At 42.8% G+C, this 20307-nt stretch carries 18 protein-coding genes; 7 read left to right on the top strand and 11 right to left on the bottom strand.

Translation table 11 applies throughout. The features are described from left to right. Positions 1–4 precede the first annotated feature (4 nt). The 4 genes from urtB to FTT92_RS06390 all read right to left on the bottom strand — a co-directional run bounded on the left by urtB (position 5) and on the right by FTT92_RS06390 (position 6049). The gene (urtB, locus tag FTT92_RS06375; protein WP_180171685.1) at positions 5–1639 is read right to left on the bottom strand and encodes an urea ABC transporter permease subunit UrtB; all 1635 of its coding nucleotides are present in this window, start codon (positions 1637–1639) and stop codon (positions 5–7) included. A 95-nt stretch (positions 1640–1734) separates the two neighbouring features. Continuing rightward, positions 1735–3021 carry an urea ABC transporter substrate-binding protein gene (urtA, locus tag FTT92_RS06380; protein ID WP_180078537.1) on the bottom strand — a complete coding sequence of 429 codons (1287 nt, stop codon included), beginning with the start codon at positions 3019–3021 and terminating at the stop codon, positions 1735–1737. Between the two features lie 375 nt (positions 3022–3396). Further along, positions 3397–5277 (bottom strand): DNA topoisomerase IV subunit B, encoded by a 1881-nt coding sequence (gene parE / locus FTT92_RS06385; protein WP_180084453.1) that lies wholly within the window; start codon positions 5275–5277, stop codon positions 3397–3399. A gap of 172 nt (positions 5278–5449) precedes the next feature. Further along, a complete protein-coding gene (locus tag FTT92_RS06390; protein WP_180171719.1) occupies positions 5450–6049 on the bottom strand; it encodes a YqiA/YcfP family alpha/beta fold hydrolase in 600 nt (199 codons plus the stop codon). A 243-nt stretch (positions 6050–6292) separates the two neighbouring features. Between FTT92_RS06390 and FTT92_RS06395 the strand changes: the two genes are divergently transcribed. Further along, positions 6293–7624 (top strand): alpha/beta hydrolase, encoded by a 1332-nt coding sequence (locus FTT92_RS06395; RefSeq protein ID WP_180171686.1) that lies wholly within the window; start codon positions 6293–6295, stop codon positions 7622–7624. A 63-nt stretch (positions 7625–7687) separates the two neighbouring features. Here the strand turns inward: FTT92_RS06395 and FTT92_RS06400 are convergent, their stop codons facing one another. Both FTT92_RS06400 and gshA read right to left on the bottom strand, forming a co-directional pair. Then, positions 7688–8215 carry a disulfide bond formation protein B gene (locus tag FTT92_RS06400; protein ID WP_180073350.1) on the bottom strand — a complete coding sequence of 176 codons (528 nt, stop codon included), beginning with the start codon at positions 8213–8215 and terminating at the stop codon, positions 7688–7690. A gap of 20 nt (positions 8216–8235) precedes the next feature. After that, positions 8236–9813 carry a glutamate--cysteine ligase gene (gene gshA / locus FTT92_RS06405; protein WP_180171687.1) on the bottom strand — a complete coding sequence of 526 codons (1578 nt, stop codon included), beginning with the start codon at positions 9811–9813 and terminating at the stop codon, positions 8236–8238. Between the two features lie 210 nt (positions 9814–10023). Here gshA and FTT92_RS06410 point away from each other — a divergent pair, with 210 nt between their 5' ends. The 4 genes from FTT92_RS06410 to FTT92_RS06425 all read left to right on the top strand — a co-directional run bounded on the left by FTT92_RS06410 (position 10024) and on the right by FTT92_RS06425 (position 13217). Then, positions 10024–10563, top strand: coding sequence for a DUF924 family protein (locus FTT92_RS06410; RefSeq protein ID WP_078190604.1), 540 nt, complete (start codon positions 10024–10026; stop codon positions 10561–10563). A 59-nt stretch (positions 10564–10622) separates the two neighbouring features. Beyond that, a complete protein-coding gene (locus FTT92_RS06415) occupies positions 10623–11180 on the top strand; it encodes a hypothetical protein (RefSeq protein ID WP_078193246.1) in 558 nt (185 codons plus the stop codon). Positions 11181–11206: 26 nt separating this feature from the next. Next, on the top strand, positions 11207–12517 hold the full coding sequence (locus tag FTT92_RS06420) for a DUF445 domain-containing protein (protein WP_180132815.1): 1311 nt from the start codon (positions 11207–11209) through the stop codon (positions 12515–12517). 106 nt (positions 12518–12623) lie between these two features. Then, a complete protein-coding gene (locus FTT92_RS06425) occupies positions 12624–13217 on the top strand; it encodes a hypothetical protein (RefSeq protein ID WP_180132816.1) in 594 nt (197 codons plus the stop codon). 59 nt (positions 13218–13276) lie between these two features. On the opposite strand, the gene FTT92_RS06430 is transcribed toward FTT92_RS06425, so the two are convergent. Next, positions 13277–13564, bottom strand: coding sequence for a DUF2798 domain-containing protein (locus FTT92_RS06430; RefSeq protein WP_372491143.1), 288 nt, complete (start codon positions 13562–13564; stop codon positions 13277–13279). A 177-nt stretch (positions 13565–13741) separates the two neighbouring features. Here FTT92_RS06430 and argS point away from each other — a divergent pair, with 177 nt between their 5' ends. Both argS and FTT92_RS06440 read left to right on the top strand, forming a co-directional pair. Then, entirely contained in the window at positions 13742–15532 is a 1791-nt protein-coding gene (gene argS, locus FTT92_RS06435) for an arginine--tRNA ligase (protein ID WP_180171688.1), read from the top strand. A 244-nt stretch (positions 15533–15776) separates the two neighbouring features. Then, a complete protein-coding gene (locus FTT92_RS06440; protein ID WP_180171689.1) occupies positions 15777–16376 on the top strand; it encodes an SPOR domain-containing protein in 600 nt (199 codons plus the stop codon). 145 nt (positions 16377–16521) lie between these two features. Here the strand turns inward: FTT92_RS06440 and asd are convergent, their stop codons facing one another. The 4 genes from asd to FTT92_RS06460 all read right to left on the bottom strand — a co-directional run bounded on the left by asd (position 16522) and on the right by FTT92_RS06460 (position 20227). Beyond that, complete coding sequence (asd, locus tag FTT92_RS06445; protein WP_078193251.1) at positions 16522–17373, bottom strand: archaetidylserine decarboxylase; 852 nt, start codon at positions 17371–17373, stop codon at positions 16522–16524. Continuing rightward, the gene (locus FTT92_RS06450) at positions 17370–18218 is read right to left on the bottom strand and encodes a sulfurtransferase (RefSeq protein WP_180171690.1); all 849 of its coding nucleotides are present in this window, start codon (positions 18216–18218) and stop codon (positions 17370–17372) included. The genes asd and FTT92_RS06450 overlap by 4 nt, the downstream gene beginning before the upstream one ends. A gap of 153 nt (positions 18219–18371) precedes the next feature. Next, entirely contained in the window at positions 18372–19580 is a 1209-nt protein-coding gene (pncB, locus tag FTT92_RS06455; protein WP_180171691.1) for a nicotinate phosphoribosyltransferase, read from the bottom strand. Between the two features lie 146 nt (positions 19581–19726). Beyond that, positions 19727–20227 carry an ankyrin repeat domain-containing protein gene (locus tag FTT92_RS06460; protein WP_180171692.1) on the bottom strand — a complete coding sequence of 167 codons (501 nt, stop codon included), beginning with the start codon at positions 20225–20227 and terminating at the stop codon, positions 19727–19729. Positions 20228–20307 lie beyond the last annotated feature (80 nt).

Genomic DNA, 20307 nt, shown 5'->3' on the forward strand with positions numbered 1-20307 from the left:
GCGCTTACTCCACAAAACGGCCTTTGATAGCAAACAAACCTTGTGGACGTTTTTGAATAAACAAAATCACAAGAACCAGTAGAATAATTTTCGCTAAGACCGCACCCATGCCGATTTCCAACACTGTGCCACTGACACCTAGACCTAAGGCCGCCAGTACTGCACCCCATACTTGACCAACACCACCCACCACAACCACCAAGAACGCATCGATAATATAGTTTTGTCCTAGGTCAGGACCGACATTGCCGACTTGTGCTAAGGCACAACCTGCCAGACCTGCAAGCCCCGAACCTAAGCCAAAAGCCATCATGTCAATGCGGCTAGAACGGATACCTACGGCCTGTGCCATTTGACGGTTTTGCGTCACAGCACGAACAAATAAACCAAAGCGGGTTTTATTCAGCAAGTAAACCAGCAACAACAGTACCGCAACGGTAAAGCCAATAATGGCAATGCGGTTATAAGGCAGCATCAGACTCGGTGTCACAGCGATCCCTCCTGACAGCCATGAAATATTTGACACCTCGACATTCTGCGCACCAAAAACCATACGCACCACTTGCATCAAAATTAAGCTCACACCAAAGGTGGCTAATAGTGTTTCCAATTGACGGCCATACAAGGGACGAATAACGGTACGTTCAATCAACATGCCGATCAAAGCGCTAACAAAAAACGCAGCAGGAATCGCGGCAATCAAGTACCAATCGACATAGCTACTGAGATAACTCTTAAACAGGCTTTGCACCACATAAGTGGTATAGGCCCCGATCATAATCAGTTCACCATGCGCCATATTAATCACGCCTAGCAGGCCATAAGTGATGGCTAAGCCCAGTGCCGCCAGCAGTAAAATACTGGCCGTGCTCAGTCCGGAAAAGACATGTCCAGTCCATTCACTCGCCTGAATCCGAGTTTTAATATTCCTCTTGGCTTCTGTCAGTGCGGCTTTTAACTCGGGATGCAGATTGGCTTGTTGTAATTCCTGTTCCACCATCGCTAACACATCGGGACGGTTAGAATCTTGCAGCACTTTAGCCGCCTGTATTTTTTGTAATACATCAGGGTTTTGATAATCCAAGCGTGCTTTGAGCTGCGCTAAACGGGCTTTAACTTTGTTATTTTTTTCATTTAAATACAATTGATTAATATTTTTAACATCCAACTCAGCCAAGTTATTTTCTAAAATATCGATTGCATCCAAACGTTGGATTAAATCATTCGATTGCAGCTTTTCTTTCGCTTGCGCAAACGTTAAGGCTTTACGAAGGGTATTCACCAAGGTGACTTGAGATAAATCGGCAGGCCAATCCGTCACGGTTTGCAAATCTGGATAGCTCAATAATTTTTCGTCAGTTTCTAAAATATAGGTTTGACCGCTTTGACCACTATATAACTGGTCTTTTTCGACCAATGCGGCCAACTGATCTAATGATTCAATATCGCCCGGCCATTGATTGAGTAAGCTGCGTCGCTCGGTAAAACTCCCGCGAACAAATTGCTGAATGGCGTCACCTTGCTGCACAGATTGCACCGTAGGCACCACATCCGCTGCTGTTTCTGCATGCACGATTTGCAGACAGAATAATTGACTCAGGAATAGAAAAAGGATCGGGAAATTGCGTAATTTTTTCATCTTATAAGCATCCCTATTGAGTAATAGAACAACCCCATACAGGGATCACATCAAAAAAGGCCTGCTACACAATAGCAACAGGCATTCGGATTGAATTATTTAGGGATATACGGACTCCATGGCTCTGCAGCAATGGTTTTTGCGGTTTTGTGTACCACATCAAACTGACCATCGGCACGGATCTGACCAATCATGACTGGTTTATGCAAATGATGGTTCGACGCATCCATTTGCAAGGTATAGCCCGATGGCGCTTTAAATTCTTGGCCGGCCATAGCTTCACGCACTTTATCGACATCTGTGCTTCCTGCTTTTTCTACCGCTTGTTTCCACATATTGATGCCGACATAGGTAGCTTCCATCGGGTCATTGGTCACAAATTTATCGGCATTTGGCAATTTGTATTCCACGGCATACTGCTTCATTTTATTGGTGAATTCAGTATTCACTGGATTTTTCACTGACATGAAGTAGTTCCACGATGCCAAGTGTCCGACCAGCGGCTTGGTGTCGATACCGCGTAATTCCTCTTCACCTACAGAGAACGCCATCACTGGAATATCCGCAGCTTTGATGCCTTGGTTGCCCAATTCACGATAGAAAGGCACATTTGAATCACCATTAATGGTCGAGATCACAGCAGTCTTTTTCCCTGCCGCAAACTTCTTCACATTGCCCACAATAGTTTGATAGTTGCTATGACCAAATGGCGTGTATTCTTCCATGATGTCTGCATCGGCAATGCCTTTCGACTTCAAGAATGCACGTAAGATTTTGTTGGTAGTGCGTGGGTAAACATAGTCTGTGCCCAAAAGTACAAAGCGTTCTGCCTTACCACCCTCTTCACTCATTAGGTACTCAACAGCAGGAATTGCTTGTTGATTCGGTGCTGCACCTGTGTAGAAAATATTTTTAGATTGTTCCTGACCTTCATACTGAACGGGATAGAACAATAAGCCATTTAACTCTTCAACCACGGGTAAAACCGACTTACGAGATACCGACGTCCAGCAACCAAAAATCACGGCTACTTTGTCTTGGGTAATCAACTGACGGGTTTTTTCCGCAAATAGTGGCCAGTCCGATGCTGGATCAACCACCACAGGTTCTAGTTTTTTACCCAATACCCCGCCATTGGCATTAATTTCATTAATCGCCATCAAGGCCGTATCTTTAAGAGAAGTTTCTGAAATCGCCATCGTGCCTGACAGCGAATGTAAGATCCCGACTTTAATAGTATCGCCACTTGCTGCAGCCGCTTTTGGTTCAGATGCAGCACTTTCTGTTTTTTCTTCTGCAGGTTTTGAACAGCCCGTTAAAGCAATCGCCCCAGTCATCGTTGCCGCTAAAATACTTTTAGCAAATACATTGCGTTGAAACATTATTCACACTCCCAACCTAAGCTTGTAAGTCACATTTTTAAAATGCATTTGTTGTCTTTCATCACAACAGAGCAATTCAATAACTGTGCCAAGCCTTATTTTTTATTTTGATTGAGTGCTTTTATTTATTTTTAGATATTATTTTTCATATAGTTATATTCAAAAAAATTGCTTCTATTTTTTTATGGTTCGATCCAAACACCATAAAATCACCGCAAAGATGCATACAAACTTGTATCCAACATTTGACCTATAATTGAACAATTTTGCGACGTTTTTCAAAAAATACGGTGTTTTAGCACACAAATCATGCAGCTTTTCCTACATTTGAAGCAAAAAAAAACCACTTGCGTGGTTTTTTTCCTTATTGCCATTTTAAACCGCCAAATCGGCCAAATTACCCTTCTGTTCCAACCAATGCTTACGGTCTGAAGAGCGTTTCTTCGCCAATAATTTGTCGAGTAAACCTGAAGTAAACTGTACGTCATCCAAGTCCAGTTGCACTAAACGACGTGTATCGGGATCCATAGTCGTTTCACGCAACTGACTCGCGTTCATCTCACCCAAACCTTTGAATCGAGTAATTTGTGGATTTTTGGTTTTGCATTTTTTCAAAATGCTATTTAATTCTTCCTCATCCAGCGCGTAATGAACGTCTTTATTATCATCAATACGGAACAGTGGTGGCATTGCCACAAACAAATGCCCTTCTTCCACCAAAGTTGGGAAGTGTTTAACGAACAAAGCACAAAGCAACGTCGCAATGTGCAAACCATCCGAGTCGGCATCGGCCAAGATACAAATCTTGCCATAACGTAGTTCTGACAAATCATCACTGCCCGGATCTACACCAATCGCAATCGCAATATCATGTACTTCTTGCGATGCTAAAACTTCGTCTGAAGACACTTCCCAAGTATTTAAAATCTTACCGCGGATCGGCATGATCGCTTGGAAGTTCTTATCACGTGCTTGCTTAGCAGAACCACCTGCAGAATCCCCTTCCACAATAAACAGTTCTGATTCTTCGAGGGTATGCCCCACACAGTCAGCCAGTTTACCCGGCAAAGCTGGACCTGAAACAATCTTTTTACGTTCAACTTTTTTCGCAGCTTTTAAACGGCGACCGGCCTTGGCAATCACCATTTCTGCCAGTTGCATAGCAATATCGGAATTTTGATTCAGCCACAGTGCAAAGGCATCTTTAGCAATATTTAACACCACACTAGAGGCTTCACGGCTTGAAAGTCGCTCTTTAGTTTGACCCGAAAATTGTGGCTCTTGGAATTTTAAAGACAGAATAAAGTTGACACCATCCCACACATCTTCGGCAGACAGCTTCATATTACGCGGCAACAAGTTACGTAATTCACAGAACTCACGAATCGCATCTGTCACACCCGAACGTAAACCGTTGACATGTGTACCGCCTTGCGCAGTTGGAATCAAATTGACATAACTTTCTTGAATCTGTTCGCCGCCTTCAACGTTCCAGCAAATGGCAAATTCAGCACTAGCACGTTCAGCTTCACCAGTCGCAACAAATGCAGGAACAGGAACAATGTCACGGTCTTGTAGCTCATCCATCAAATAGTCGACTAGACCATTTTCAAATTGCCATTCGATCTTTTCGTTGTTGATTTGATCGATATAAATAATCTGCAAGCCTGCCGCCAAAACAGCCTTAGCTTTTAAGTTGTGTTTTAAGGCTTTCAGCGCAAATTTAGGCGAATCAAAATATTTGGCTTCAGGCCAAAAATGCACGGTAGTACCCGTTGCACGTTTAGCGCATTTACCTTCCAACACCTCAAGCGGTGCCACAGGAACGCCATGTTCAAAGGCCATTTTATATAGATTGCCTTGACGCTGAACTTCCACTTCAACACGATCTGACAGTGCGTTCACCACCGAAATACCCACACCGTGTAAACCACCTGAGAATTGGTAGTTATCGGTACTGAACTTACCGCCGGCATGGAGTTTGGTCAGAATGATTTCAATCCCGCTTTGACCATACTCAGGATGAATATCAACAGGCATACCGCGTCCATTGTCTTCTACCGACAAAGAACCATCTTTATAAACCGTCACAGTAATTTTGTTGGCATGACCTGCAAGCGCTTCATCGACGGAGTTATCTATCACTTCCTGTGCTAAATGGTTCGGTCGTGTAGTGTCTGTATACATACCCGGACGACGACGTACCGGATCTAGACCAGATAAAACTTCAAGTGATTGAGCCGTATATTGCGTCACGTTGCAAAATTCCCTGCTTTTTTGGTTAAAACATTTCTTCAAGCGCTACAGTATATGCTTTTTTATTAAAATGCATATCTCTTGCGATCAGCCGCCATTTTCTTAGTCAATTTATGCGTCAATTCATGTCGTAAAGCTGCTTTTTTGTATGATTAAACTGATTTCGCTTTTCTTATGCCCGCTTATTTTTTACAGCATCTGCCAAAAACTGCAAGAGCATGGGTATTTTTTCTGCAAAGTTATCCATGCCATGCGTTCCACCCACCTCAGTGATCAGCATAGCCGTGCCGGCTTGAACCGCACTATAAAACCTAGTGGCATCACGATAATCCAAGGTTTCATCACCTTGTTGGAGCAAGACCAACAGTTGATCTGCATTTTCAACCTTAGATACAGCCAAAGCCTGCATTTGATTGAGCTGTGCATCATCCAAGCACCACGTTTCAGTCACCTGATAAGGCAATGCCGTGTCGCCAAATAAATCATGAAATAATTGCCATGGATAGACCGCAGGATTGATGAGCACCGCAGGAATCTGATGGCGTGCCATCAACTGCGTCGCATAAAAGCCACCTAAACTGCTACCGACCAAAACCACATTATCCAAACCTTCAATCAGCTCTGACATCTGCTGCATTACCTGTAGCGGTGGCATATTCAAATCTGGCAAATGCACGTGCACACCATTTAAGTCTGCGCAATAGTGCCGCAATATCTGCCCTTTCACTGAATTTGAGTTACTTTGAAAACCATGCAAATACACAATATTCATCATTTTGATTCCAAATTGATCTTTAAATTGCTTTAAAAGTGGCATATAAGTGCTAACTGCGTCACATTTTCTAAATTTGAATTTTTAGTAAAATTGTCAGACAAAAGGCATTCACCGACAGGTCTGTTATCGGTATTGTAAAAGCTGTTCGTGAGAATTTTATAAAATAAACAATGAAACTTCAGGTTATTCCAGTAATAAATACAATCGAGGGATAGCATTGAATGTAAGGATAGGAACATTATGCCTAGCTTAACACCATTGCATGAAACCTATTGTAAATGGGACCGCACGCCACCCAGTCAAGCAGATGTGCTGGAAGGTTTGGCACAACTCGTGACAATGCGTTTTAGTGATGTCGTGCATGACTTGATCAAAAACATTCAACGTGAAATTTTAATCAGTATTTTTGGAATGAGCGAACAAGGCTCGAAAGCCTTTCATAAGCAGCCGACCATTGCACGGATTTACGAATTTTCTTACAACACTTTTTTCAATTATGGCAATTATTTACTTGCACCAACGCTGCGTAGCATTATTGAAAAATTCCCACGCTTACACGACAAACCCCTCACCCCGTCTTTACATTTTCTAGTAGGTGCGCTGAATGGGGTGCTGGGTGACTATTTACTGAAATATCACAACCCGATGGCCTTACCGATGGTGGTTTACGACCATTATGGTGCGGTACAAAAAGGCGAATTAAACGGTCGTATTACCCTGTTAATTCATGGGCTGTGCATGAATCATCTGTCATGGTCGACAGCCAAATATGGCGGCATTGGTGAAAAATTACTTTCTCAACGTGACCATAACACCATGCTGTATTTAAATTACAATACGGGTCGTCGTATTTCGACCAATGGTCGCAGCCTCGCCAATACATTAGAAGATTTGGTCCGTCGTAACCCGGGTATTACCAGTATCGACTTAATTGGTCATAGTATGGGGGGCTTAGTGTCCCGTAGTGCCATTTTTTATGGCAAACAAAATATGTACCAATGGATTCATCAAGTCGAAAATCTAGTCTGCTTAGGCTCACCGCATCATGGTGCTGTGCTTGAACGTATCGGATTTCATCTGCAAGATCAATTGGGGCGTTTCCCTTTGGTCAAAATCGTGGGCCACGTGGTGAATATTCGCAGTAACGGCATTTTAGATTTGCGCTATGGCAGCGTGCGTGATGATGATTGGGAACATAATGATGTCCGTATTGGATTCATGGACGACAACCGTAAACCAGCCCCGATTCCATCGCATATCAATACCTACCTCGTGGCAGGGACCATCGAATATGAACATCGTCGCAATAAAACGCGACATGTGATTGGAGATTACTTGGTCAGTGTGAAAAGTGCGTTAGGAGAACACCCAAACCCACGCTACCAATTAAAAGTACCTGACTCACATAAAGCAATATTTTATGGCCTGAACCATTTTGAAATTCAGCATCATCCGCAAGTGGCCGAGCAAATCGTGCATTGGTTCTATCCAAACAATGACGATAAAGCTTGTGATCATATCTATGAATTTATGATGGACTTGGAAAGTGTGGAAGGCATTGCCCTAACCTAACGTACCCCCCATTCAGACTCATAAAAAAAGCCCTCAGTTGAGGGCTTTTTTTGCATCATAGAATTAAAATTTATCACGTAAACGTGGCACTGGTCTGCTTGGGTATTTACGTAATAACTGCCAAAGGCTAAGCAAAGTTAAGACCGCAAAAAACACCAATGACCAAACCGGTAATGATTGTCCCAAGAAGGTCCAATCCACTTTGGCACATTCACCAGAGCCGGTCAGTACTTGCTCAAAGACTGATTTTAACGGCAGCGTTTCTACCCAATAATCCAGTCCTGGGCCACAGCTCGGTACTTTGTCTGGCGGTAAATTTTGCAGCCAAATATGACGCGCAGCCACCCCAGCAGACCAAAGAATTGATAGTGTCCCTAACAATGCGTAAATGCGTTTACCCCAATTCGATGCTGGATTGTGAATCAATGCAATCAATGAAATGATGCCGAGTCCAATCAAACCAATACGTTGGAATACGCATAACGGACAAGGTTCTAAGCCTTGTACATGTTCTAAAAACAGCGCAAAAGACATACCGATCACACTGGCTAAAAACAACAAACCACTCACGAAGCGGAAACTCCATTTCATGGTAAATCCTCTTAAATTTTTTATCTAAAGTTTTTCAAATATTCTTCAAAACTCAAGGTGCAGTCTTGCTCAAGTTGAGCCTGTTTTTCTAAAGACTGCCCAGCAGCTTGTGCAAAGTATGCTGCAGTTTCAGGGCTCAAGACATGCTGCTCATACACTTCAGCATGTTGTAAGGCCATAAAGCTACCAAAGCCCCAAGTTCCACCTTGTTCTAAAGTATCGCTAATCATACGTGCCGACAATGTTTCATCGACTTCATCGATGCGTGATTGCATCACAGCCATTGCCTGAGTGTAAATATCTGTATTGTAAGAATCATCCAGCAATTCAGCCAACGGTTGCATCGCTGCAACATGTGTACGACACCATGTTTCAATTGGAACCGCTTGACCTTGCTGTAAAATCACTGCGTTTGGCGCACGACCACGGTTTACTACTTCAGCCTGATTTTTCTCAATTTCATTTTGTTCGGCATCTAACAATGCTGGGCTGTCTTGCAATAAACAGTATAAAGCCACCACTTCGAGCAAGCCTGCCGTGTCTTCATTGATCCCAATCGGGCTATAAGGATTGACGTCTACCGCACGTAATTCAACATAACCTACGCCACGATTTTGCAGGGCTTCAGATGGTGTTTCACCATCCTGTGGCACTTGTTTCGGACGAACCAAACTGTAGTATTCATTTTCAATTTGCAACACATGGTCATTAATTTGAATCGGTTCACCCTGTTCATCATTTAAACCTAAATGACTAAATGCGGCATACGGGGTATGCACCGCTTTTTGCAAACCTTCCAAATATGCCTGAATGTCGTTGTAGTGAATCCCTAACTGTTTTTGTGCTGAATTTTGATAGCCAAAATTTCCCATACGCAGCGCCGTTGCATAGGGTAAAAATAGCGTGCCTTTTAAGAGCGGTAACAGCTGATGTTCACGTCCAGTCATAAAACATTTACACACCGACGGGCTCGCCCCAACCAAAAACATCACCAATGGCGTTAAACGAATAAAATTCCGGATCAGGCCGAAATAACGATGACTGCGATAATCTTGTAAGCTCAATGCGTTGAGGGCGTCGTCAGTTTCGTGCTGTTGCAGTGCTTCAAAGAAATGATCTGGGAAAGATAAATTATAATGTACCCCTGAAATGGTCTGCATACGGCGACCATAGCGCACCCCTAAACCACGACGATACAAGGTTTTAAAGCGCCCAATATTCGAGCTGCCATATTGCGCTAAACGAATACTGTCTTCGTCTTTATCCAACATGCACGGCATCGACAACGGCCAAAGTTTCTCACCATGTTCCAAATGCGTATGCGCAACAGCATGAATATCTTGCAGATAGTTCAACGCCTCGGTAATGGTTTCTTTTGGCGGTGTGATAAATTCCATTAAAGCTTCAGAATAGTCTGTCGTAATATGCGGATGAGTCAAAGCCGCACCCAAGGCTTGGGGGTGGTCGGCCTGAGACAAGAAACCGTTGCTTTGCATACGTAAGCTTTCGCGCTCAATACCGCGCAACATTCCTTTAATCAGCGAAGAATCTACCCAAGTCGGTAAAATGTCTTGAGAGGTCGATTCGGGTTGACTCATTGCTATCTCGCTTAAATGGAAGAAACTACTAAAATAAAATCATCAGTTTATATCAGTATAACGCGATTTGAAGTGGGCATATGACCCACTGTATAGTTTTGAGACAAACCGTGATTTTATTTTGGCAATTTTTTATCACAAACTTACTCTATATGACATTTGAAATTTGTGATTTTATAAACAAATATATGCTAATAATGCTTAAAACTTATGAATTATCAAGATATTCTCGAATTTTGGTTTAACCCAGAAAATCAGCCCAATTGGTTCGCTAAAAGCAATAATTTTGATGTTTTAATCGAAAAAAAGTTTAAAGACATCCATCAAGCGGCCAGTCAAGCAGAACTGTGGCAATGGCGCACCACAGCCGAAGGTCGCTTGGCTGAAATTATTGTTTTAGATCAGTTTTCGCGAAATTTATTCCGTGACTCTGGCTTGGCTTTTGCCCAAGATGCACTGGCTTTGGCGCTTGCACAAGAAGCCATCGCGCAGGGTTTAGATCTACAATTAAGCCCTGAACAGCGCTCATTTTTATATATGCCCTTTATGCATAGCGAATCGACAAAAATCCATCAAAGCGCGTTAAAATTATTTGAGCAACTGGGCAATCCGATCAACTTAGAATTTGAAAAAAAGCATAAAGTGATTATCGATCGATTTGGACGTTACCCGCATCGCAATGCGGTATTGGGCAGAACATCTACAGCAGAGGAATTGGAATTTTTAACCCAGCCCAATTCTAGCTTTTAATTGACGGCTTTTGGCCAGTATCTCCCCTTGCCATGAACCGATTAAACAGGAGTATGCGCATGAACAAACTCATTATCGCAGCAGCCATAACCGCAGCACTCGGTTTAACTGGCTGTGCCACAACCCCATCAAAACCTTTGACCTTTGAACAACTCGGTCAATATTCTGCGACACCATTAAATGCTCAAAGCTATCGGATTAGCTTCCAAGCTAGACCCAATATGAGCTATGGTACTGCCGAAGAAATCACCTTGGTTAAAGCCGCTCAAACCACCCTACACAATGGCTTTCAATATTTTAAAGTCATGGATGACCCGAGTAATCGGAGTCAAAAACCGCCGCGCCAAGCGGTGATTTACCCAGACCCAATGCCTTATCCATATGGCTATTACCGTCGCCATCCTGGTTTTTGGCCAGGCCCGTTTTATGACGTTCCACAGGTGGTCACACTCGATCCAACTCAAGTTTCCTACAGTATTACTTGCTATAAAGATCGTGCCAAAGCCCCTCAGGATGCCTTTGATGCTCGCTTGATTTTGCAGTCACTCGGAGCTAAATATGGTTTAGACAGCCAAGGAAATCCTTTGCCTGTAGCCGCTGAGCCCACCTCTAAATAAGTCAACCCATAGAGACCCGATCATTGATGAGCCCAACTGAACAGCCCGCTGTTTCATCTAGTCTGCAACGCAGTAAACGCTTCGCCACCATTGCTTTGGTGGTGGCGGTGCTGGCGTGGATTGCATTGATGATCGCAGCTAAATTACTGCCCGAATATGTTTGGCTCATTCATATTTTGATGCTTTCAGCAGAAGCTGGCGTGGTTGGTGGTTTGGCAGACTGGTATGCGATAACCGTTTTATTTCGCAATCCCTTTGGTCGTATTCCGATTCCTAAATTTTTACGTGACCACACAGAAATTATTCCACGCAATAAAGCGCGCATTGCTGAGTCCATGGGCCGCTTTGTTCAGGAAAATTTTCTTTCACCACAAGTGGTTGAAAAAAGTTTAGCGGAGACGGATCTCTCTCTTGCCGTCGGGAAATGGTTGGCCAATCCGCACAATAATGCGCAAGTGACTCAAGTCATTCAGCAAACGGTACCGAAAATTTTCGAATTTGTCGGTCAGGAACAAATTGGACGATTTATCCAAAATAACAGCGTGCAATGGGTACGCAATACGCAAGTCAACCATCTTGCCAGTGAAATGCTGCGAGCAGTTTTAGAAAATGATTTCCATCAAGATGTCCTGCAACGTGGATTAGATTTAGCCCATGACTGGATGTTACAGCACCCTGAACAAACCCGTGATTTATCACGTCAGTTGTTTAAAGAACTCGGGGTTTGGAAGCTCGCCAAAGGTGCAAGCTGGATCGGCATTGATGTACAACAACGCACCATTGATTCATTGGTGAGCCGTGTCGAATCTATGTTGGCCGATCCAGAACATCCTTGGCGTCGAAAAATTGAAGAAATGGCACAGCAACTCATGCATGAGTTGGCAGACAATCAAAGTGTAGCCAGCCAACGTTTGAATAGCACCAAGGACGCTTTATTAGACAGCCCACAAATGCTTAACTTTTTAAGCGGCGCTGTTGTGATTTTATGTGATGCGATTAAATCTGATCTACAAAAGCCGGACTCAGGTATTGCACAAAACCTACGTGTCGCCATTCAACAAGTGGGCGAAAATATTGTCTCTAATGTCGCTGTACGCCAATTGCTGAATGAAAAAATGAGTGATATTGCCATCAATCTCTCCGATCAATATAGCGAAAAAGTCATTCGGTTTATCAGTGAACGTATACACGAATGGGACTCACGTGAAATGATCGATAAGATCGAAAACGAAGTCGGTGGCGACTTGCATATGATTCGAGTCAATGGTGTCGTGGTCGGTGGTTTTATTGGCCTCGCACTAGGGATTATTCGTGCCTGTGTAGAATGGCTGCTTTAGCCGCCTGCAGCAGTCCTCCTCAAAGGAGATTGGCCGCAGGTTTGAGCTTTATGCGTAGAACCGTTAAACTTTGCCGATCCGAAAATTTAATAGAACAATAAAATCTATGCATTTACCTGCCATCTATACACTACCATTCATTCTAATCATCAGTAGCTTAAGCGCTTGCCAGACCATTTCCAAAACCAGTAGCACAGTCAGCGACAAAGTGATGGGCATGCTCGGTAAAGAAAAAGCCCCTGAAATCGATAAAAAAGGCACTGTCGATATCAGCAAAAGTACCCAACAACAGTTAGAAACCCTACTGACCAATATGCCGAAAAATCAGTGGATCTATATTGAAAATGATCAACAAGGCACATCTACCCTCAAAAATAAATCGGCAGATAATTTCACCTTGAGCCTCAAATTGAATTGCAAAATCAGCACTCAGCGCCCAACTTTCAGTATAAGCAACGCGGATGGCCAAGAGATCCTAAAAGCACATGATACAAATGTGGGGCAAATTCAAATTCTGCTCGACAATAAAAACTTTGGAAATCCGTTTGAGACAGCCCATCAGCAAAAGTTCCAAAGCTTTAAAACCGCTGTCGCTCAGGCCAAAGTCATTAAAGTGTTTAATTCCTCAAAACTCTATACCTTCCAAAACAACAAAGCCGAATTACTCTCTAAAGCAGTAAGTTGTCGCGATAGCCTATAAATATTTAAAGCGAAATGCAGTAAGTCACCGTTTTACTCAACTGTGACTTACATGCAGGCTTATTTTGCAGGTGGCTGTGGCCCTGACATATCAACCAGCAGGCCTGTAAACTTTCGAACAAATGGCAATAAAATCAGTACAATGGGAAAAGCAATAGCCCAAGAAATCATCCAATTATGCAGCCATAGGGTAAGAAAACCCTCAAACCACCCTAAATTTCTGAGCATATTAATAAACGAAATAATGCCGCTCATGAGACAAGACAAAATAAACGGCACGATAATCAGCGCCCAGCGTGCAGCTAACTTCGGCACATTGCCAAAAATTTTAGGGGTGGGTTGTGACATGTCCATATACTCAAGCAGTGATCCTGAATCGCTAAACCACTTATATCGTTTTACTTCGATATAAGCAATGCTTCACTTTTATCGAATATTTTTTATTCGCAACAAATGGGTTCACCTAAAGAGTCTGAAATTTGCTATATTTACCGTTTTTCTGCGACATTTATTTTTCGACTGATTATGAATACGGCAATACAAGCAGCGCTCGATCATGCAGTGCAATCCCTTCAAGCTGAAGGTGTACTCCCAACTGACTGGAACAATACTAGCAATTTGACCCGAACCAAAGACCGAAGCCACGGTGACTTTGCGTCAAACATTGCCATGATTGCCTCTAAAGCTGCAGGTATGAAGCCGCGTGATTTAGCCGAAAAAATTCTGGCAAATCTTCCAGAAGTCGCAGATATCAGCAAAGCAGAAATTGCAGGTCCTGGCTTTATTAACTTCTTTTTAAATGCTGACCAACGTTTTGCTGTCTTAGACCAAATTCAAGCTCAGAAAGATCAGTTCGGTCGCACACAGGCCAATGCTGAAAAACGTGTTCAAGTGGAATTCGTTTCAGCCAACCCAACGTCTAGCCTACACGTGGGTCATGGTCGTGGCGCAGCTTACGGTATGACCGTTGCCAATCTTCTTGAAGCAACAGGTGCTAAAGTTGACCGTGAATACTATGTCAACGATGCTGGCCGTCAAATGGATATCTTGGCGACATCGACTTACTTGCGTTATTTAGAATTGACCGGTCAACAACTGGTCTTCCCTAAAAATGCATACCAAGGCGACTACGTTAAAGAAATCGCACAAAGCATTATCGACAAAGATGGCGATGCTTATGTACGCCCTGTTGCCGACATCTACAAAGATGTTCCAGAAGATGTGCAATATGCCGCTGAACTCGATAGCGAAGGCAATAAAGTCGTTGTTTCAGGCGATAAAGAAAAACACATTGATGGCCTAATTCATAATTCACAAAACCATTTGGCTGCGGGTTACCGTGTGTTCCATCAAGCTGCGCTGAAAGCCATTCTTGATGACATTAAAGATGACCTCGGTGAATTTGGCGTGACTTTCAATCAATGGTTCAGCGAAGCAACCTTGACTGAAAAAATTGATGAAGCATTACAAATGCTCGATCAACGTGGTTTCTTATACGAAAAAGATGGCAACATCTGGTTCAAATCAACTGAATTTGGTGATGAAAAAGACCGTGTTGTAAAACGTCGTAATGGTCAAACTACGTACTTCGCATCTGACATTGCTTATCACTTAAATAAACTACAACGCGGCTATACCGATATCGTGGATATCTGGGGTTCTGACCACCACGGTTATATCGCACGTGTGAAAGCAGCGATTGATGCGCTTGGCTATGATTCTAAAAAATTGACTGTGCTTTTGGTTCAATTTGTGAGCCTATGGCGTGGCGGCGAGATGGTTCAAATGTCATCTCGTTCAGGTCAATTCGTGACTTTACGCGACTTACGTAAAGAAGTAGGCAACGATGCTGCTCGTTTCTACTACGTCATGCGTAAATCAGAACAACACATTGACTTCGACTTAGACCTTGCTGTGTCTCAAAGCAAAGACAATGCGGTGTACTACATCCAATACGCACACGCACGTATCTGCCGTATGCTTGAAAAAGCTGCTGCGACAGACGTTCAATTCTCTACTGAAGCTGCACGTCAATTTGCAGCTAAACTTGAGTTAGAAGCTGAAACTGAAGTTCTTGCTAAACTTGCGGCTTATCCTGAAATTGTGGTGCGTGCTGCAAACAGCTATGAACCACACCAAGTGGGTAACTACTTGAAAGAGTTGGCGGCGTTGTTCCATGGTTGGTACAACGAAAATAAAGTCTTGGGTGATGATGCAGAACTGACTCAAGCGCGCTTATTACTGTCTGTAAATGTACAGCAAGTTTTACGCAATGGTCTTGAATTATTGGGTGTGAGTGCGCCTGAATCAATGTAAGCAATTCTTAGCATACGTTAGAATCCGTCCATGTATGACCATATACATTGACGCCTATACAGGCTCTTTATGAGCCTGTATTTTCATGGATATTCAGTCATCTTTTTATGAAAAATTGAAGATGTTGAAATTGTGAAAATTAAACATAAACAGCATGACAGTCATGTAATATATAATAATCAGAACTTGGTTTTGGGTCAGTTCCCACTAGGTTCGTAACAATTACAATTAAAGAGGTTTCCTCGTGTTTGGAAAAACGCAACGCGGTGTATCAGAGCGGCCGAATCAGCCTAAAAAACCATTGATTCCTGCATGGTTAGGTACACTTGTGATCATTTTAATCGTGTTGAGTTTCTTGGTGGCCTTGATGTTATGGAAACCATGGGAGCCGGTAAAACCGAAAGGTCAAATTACCTCTGAACACTACCAAGAAGAAACCAATAAAGATTACCGTTTTTATGATCTGTTGCCTCAGCAACAAGTCACCCCGATTCCAGATCAAGCTGTGCCTGAAACAGATACCAAAGAAACCGTGGTGATCGTTGAAGCACCTGAAACGGATACCACTATACCGACTGAGCCGGGTATTGAAGCCACAGAAACAACACCTGCCCCTGCAAGCTATATTTTGCAAGTGCGTAGCTATGATGACCCTGACCAAGCCGATGCCCGTCGTGCAGAAATTATTTTAAATGGCTTATCTGCCGATGTGATCCAAAGTAATGAAAATGGCAAAGTTTGGTATCGCGTCGTGTCTGGCCCCTATGATTCACAAGAAGCTGCTGTGATTGCACAGCAAACTTTACGTCATAGCAGTATCGACTCGATTGTCGTAAAACGCTAAATTTTGCAATTAAAAAAAGCGCCTGATGGCGCTTTTTTTATTCATTCCTTTAATAAAGGGAGGTTAGAAGGGATTCTTTTTTTGAATACATCCGCTTAGCTCAAAAACCTCTCCCTAACCCTCTCCTAAAGGGACAGGGAATTCATTAAATGGTATGCCCTAAAGCTTCGCCCATCACCACAGTCGAGTTGGCTTTAAAGGTCGCATCCCATTGCATTTTGTTTTCTTCAAACAACACAACCGCTGTTGAACCTAAATAGAAACGGCCCAATTCTGCACCTTTTTCTAAGAATAAATCGTGTTGATTCAGTTCCAAACGCCCTGTCGGTTTAACTTTACCTGTAGCCACGGTTTCAATACCTGCCACGATCATTGCACCTACCAGTACGACCGCCATACGACCAACTTCTGTATCAAATAAGCAGACCATGCGTTCATTACGAGCGAATAAACCCGGAATATTTTCAGCAGTGGTTTGGTTTACAGAGAATAATTCACCCGGTACATACAAAGTTTCTGTCAATGTCCCTGCAAATGGCATATGTACACGGTGGTAGTCTTTTGGAGACAAATAGACCGTAGCAAACTGACCATTTTTAAACGGCTCAGCCAATTGTGGATCGGCAATCAGGTTTTCAACAGTGAACTTCTGCCCTTTGGCCTGAAATACATCACCATTTTCAATTTTACCCAGTTGTGAAATCGCACCATCTGCGGGTGAAACAACACTGTTGGCATTTGCATCAACTACACGTACGCCTTCTTTTAAAGAACGAGTGAAAAATTCATTGAATGATTTAAATTTCAGGGCATTACTTTGCTCAGCAATCGACATGTCGATGCCATACTGTGCTTTAAATGCGGTAATCACAGCATTTTTCACCACAGGGTTTTCACTCGCAGCCAATTTACCGACGATACGTGATAATTTGTGCTGTGGAACAACACGCTGAGCTTGAATAAAAATTTGTTTTTTTAACTGAGATGTAAGGCTCAAGACGGCAACTCTCCGGTGATCACAGGACTATCGAGTCGGTTGCCCCACTCGCTCCACGCACCATCGTAAGCTCGAATATTCCAACCGAGTAAACGTCCTAGTATATAAGCTAGGCCCGACCGATGATGGGACTGACAATATACCACCACAGGTTCGTTTAAATTGAATCCCAATTGTTCTAAGCGTTGTTGTGTGCGTTCTAAAGGATGCAATTTTAAATGATTTTCTCGGTTAAGGGCAGTACTCCATTCGAAATGTCGTGCCCCCGGAATGTGACCGCCGCGTCGCGCTGCTAAACGTAAGCCTGTATATTCATCTTCGGTACGGCAGTCCCATACTTGGATCTGCTCCTGCTGTACACGAGCCAATAGCTCATCATAGTTTGTTTGATACTGAGCACGCGCCTCTGCACTTACTTCAACCAATGGGCTCACGGGTTCAAATTTCTCAATTTCAGACGAGGTCGGTAAGCCTGCCCCAAGCCAAGCATGGATGCCACCATTGAGGAGACTGGTATTTTCAAAACCGAGGCAATGCAAGTTCCAAATTAGTCGACCAGCCCATGCCCCACCTTCATCGTCATACACCACCACATGATGATCTGGACTGATATTCAGATAGCGAATGAGCTGTTCTAAGCCAGCTTGGTCAGGTAATAGCCCCATCGCTTGTTCTTCTTGGCGCACTAACAGTTTCGGCTGCACATGCAGTGCATGTGGAATATGCAATTGGTCATAAACCGAACGACGACTCAAATCGACGATCCGTAGTTTTTCATTGCCCAGATGTGGAACCAATTCTTCCGCTTCAATCAGCAGACCAAAATTCAGTGTAGATGCTGTCATCGTTGTTCGTATTGTATTTTGTGCGATTAAATTCGATCTTAGCATAAGTCATTTTCACTATTATTCTGAATTTTTGCATTCCTTTAGCAATATTTTAGATATAAAAAAGCCGAATCATTGATTCGGCTTTTTTAGTTTTATCTAATGCTGTGTTTAAGTGCTAACTTCAGAGATGTCAAACACCTGACGCAGATACGCCAAGAAAGTATCATTATCCGTCATGGTTTTACCCGGACTATCTGAAATTTTTGCCACAGATTGACCATTACATTCAACCAGTTTCAGTACGATATTCAGCGCAGTTTGTCCCATATCATTGGTCAAGTTGGTGCCAATACCAAAGCTAACTTGGAAACGGTCTTTGAAGTAATTATGCAAATCCCACGCTTTTTCGATATTTAGACCATCACTAAAGGTCAGCATTTTACTTTTGCTATCGACTTTAAGCTTTTTGTAATGTGCATAGGCTTTATCGCCCCATTCATACGGGTCGCCACTGTCATGACGTAAACCGTCGAATAGTTTGGCAAAGTACAAATCGAAGTCACGTAGGAACGCATCCATACCGACAACGTCCGTTAAGGCTATTCCTAAGTCACCGCGGTATTCCTGCACCCATGTTTCTAGCGCAGACTTCTGGAAGTTACGTAGACGAACATCAAGCGCTTGGAATGCTTGTAGGAACTCATGCGCCATCGTACCAATTGGAGTAATATTCAAGTCTTTGGCAATCAGAACATTACTTGTACCGCGGAAAATATACGGTGAAGCCTGATTTAATTCTTCAATTACATGCTTTTGCCATGCATAACTATAACGACGACGCGTGCCAAAATCAGAGACCAAGAATGGTGGATCATTTGGATTTTGCCGTGCTTCATACTGCTTCAGCAAGGCAATCTTATGTTGCAAACGGCGCTCACCTTCGGCTAAAACTTCGGGTGTACGAATACGTTGGAAATATAATTCATTGACGATGGCTAAAACAAAGATTTCAAACATCATCGCTTGAACCATTGGGCCTTCTACCCAAATGTCGAGTCGACCTTCATCATCAATACCCGCTTTAATAAAACGGCGTTTAAGCTGAAATAATTCAAGATAATCAACAAAATCGCTTTTAATAAAACGTAAACTGCGTAAATACTGCAATTCATCTTCTTTAAACTTCAACTGACAAAGCATGTCGAGCTGCATGTTTAAATCATCCAAAATTTCAACCAGTGGATAGGCTGTATCGTCCAAGTTACGGCAGCGAAAGTGATACACACTATGGGTTTGCGGAAATTTGTGTAACACCACCTGAAGCATGGTGAATTTATACAGATCTGTGTCTAATAAGGATTGGATGATTGGAGACATAAAGACTTTCAGTTTTTATCAACTCTTTGCATTAAAGCATACTTTATTGATAAAAAGCCGATTGATTTAGTGGAATAACTTATAAATCACCGCGATTCATCGACTTTTTTCAATTTTTTTGCTGAAGCTGAGCGCGATCAAGCTCACTATTTTTTGAGTAACTGTCGATATTTTTCTTCTTGACCAAATTCACGCGCAAACTGTTCTGCAGTCTTTTGCCCCGTTTTTTTGGCATTTGCATCGCAATCCACTTGGCGTAATTGCTTTGCAATCGCCCATTCTAATTTAAACATGGCACCCATCAATGCGGTGTTGCCTTTATTGTCACGTGCGCAGCGGTCTGCACCTTGTTCTAGCAAACGAGTCACAATATTTTGATGGCCATAATAGGTCGCCATCATCAGTGGCGTAAAACCCGAAGCATTGCGCACATCGACCGGAAAACCGTGCTTAAGAAATTCATTGATGACTTCTTCATTGCCAGTTTTGGCTGCGGCAAAGAAGATTGCGATCAATTCCTGTTGTGAGGTCATCTGATCGCTTGCAGTTGCTTTAGCTAGGGAGATATCTTCCGCGATTGCCACGTTTGCAAATGCGGAACCAAACGCTAGAAAACTGGCTAAAGTCAAATGTTGCATAACTTTCATGATGAACTCCAACAGAAATCGAATGTAGAATTGAATTAGAAATAATTCATTTCATAAAAATGAATATTTAAGGAGTGCCT

It is taken from the genome of Acinetobacter sp. YH12023, assembly GCF_013420135.1.
Classification (GTDB): Bacteria; Pseudomonadota; Gammaproteobacteria; order Pseudomonadales; family Moraxellaceae; genus Acinetobacter; species Acinetobacter amyesii.

Coding starts and splice junctions, on each gene's coding strand:
- FTT92_RS06395 (WP_180171686.1), top strand. CDS start 6,293: ATGCCTAGCTTAACACCATTGCATGAAACCTATTGTAAATGGGACCGC.
- FTT92_RS06450 (WP_180171690.1), bottom strand. CDS start 18,218: ATGACAGCATCTACACTGAATTTTGGTCTGCTGATTGAAGCGGAAGAA.
- gshA (WP_180171687.1), bottom strand. CDS start 9,813: ATGAGTCAACCCGAATCGACCTCTCAAGACATTTTACCGACTTGGGTA.
- FTT92_RS06460 (WP_180171692.1), bottom strand. CDS start 20,227: ATGAAAGTTATGCAACATTTGACTTTAGCCAGTTTTCTAGCGTTTGGT.
- FTT92_RS06400 (WP_180073350.1), bottom strand. CDS start 8,215: ATGAAATGGAGTTTCCGCTTCGTGAGTGGTTTGTTGTTTTTAGCCAGT.
- FTT92_RS06390 (WP_180171719.1), bottom strand. CDS start 6,049: ATGAATATTGTGTATTTGCATGGTTTTCAAAGTAACTCAAATTCAGTG.
- FTT92_RS06415 (WP_078193246.1), top strand. CDS start 10,623: ATGAACAAACTCATTATCGCAGCAGCCATAACCGCAGCACTCGGTTTA.
- urtB (WP_180171685.1), bottom strand. CDS start 1,639: ATGAAAAAATTACGCAATTTCCCGATCCTTTTTCTATTCCTGAGTCAA.
- pncB (WP_180171691.1), bottom strand. CDS start 19,580: ATGTCTCCAATCATCCAATCCTTATTAGACACAGATCTGTATAAATTC.
- FTT92_RS06420 (WP_180132815.1), top strand. CDS start 11,207: ATGAGCCCAACTGAACAGCCCGCTGTTTCATCTAGTCTGCAACGCAGT.
- argS (WP_180171688.1), top strand. CDS start 13,742: ATGAATACGGCAATACAAGCAGCGCTCGATCATGCAGTGCAATCCCTT.
- FTT92_RS06430 (WP_372491143.1), bottom strand. CDS start 13,564: ATGTCACAACCCACCCCTAAAATTTTTGGCAATGTGCCGAAGTTAGCT.
- urtA (WP_180078537.1), bottom strand. CDS start 3,021: ATGTTTCAACGCAATGTATTTGCTAAAAGTATTTTAGCGGCAACGATG.
- FTT92_RS06410 (WP_078190604.1), top strand. CDS start 10,024: ATGAATTATCAAGATATTCTCGAATTTTGGTTTAACCCAGAAAATCAG.
- FTT92_RS06425 (WP_180132816.1), top strand. CDS start 12,624: ATGCATTTACCTGCCATCTATACACTACCATTCATTCTAATCATCAGT.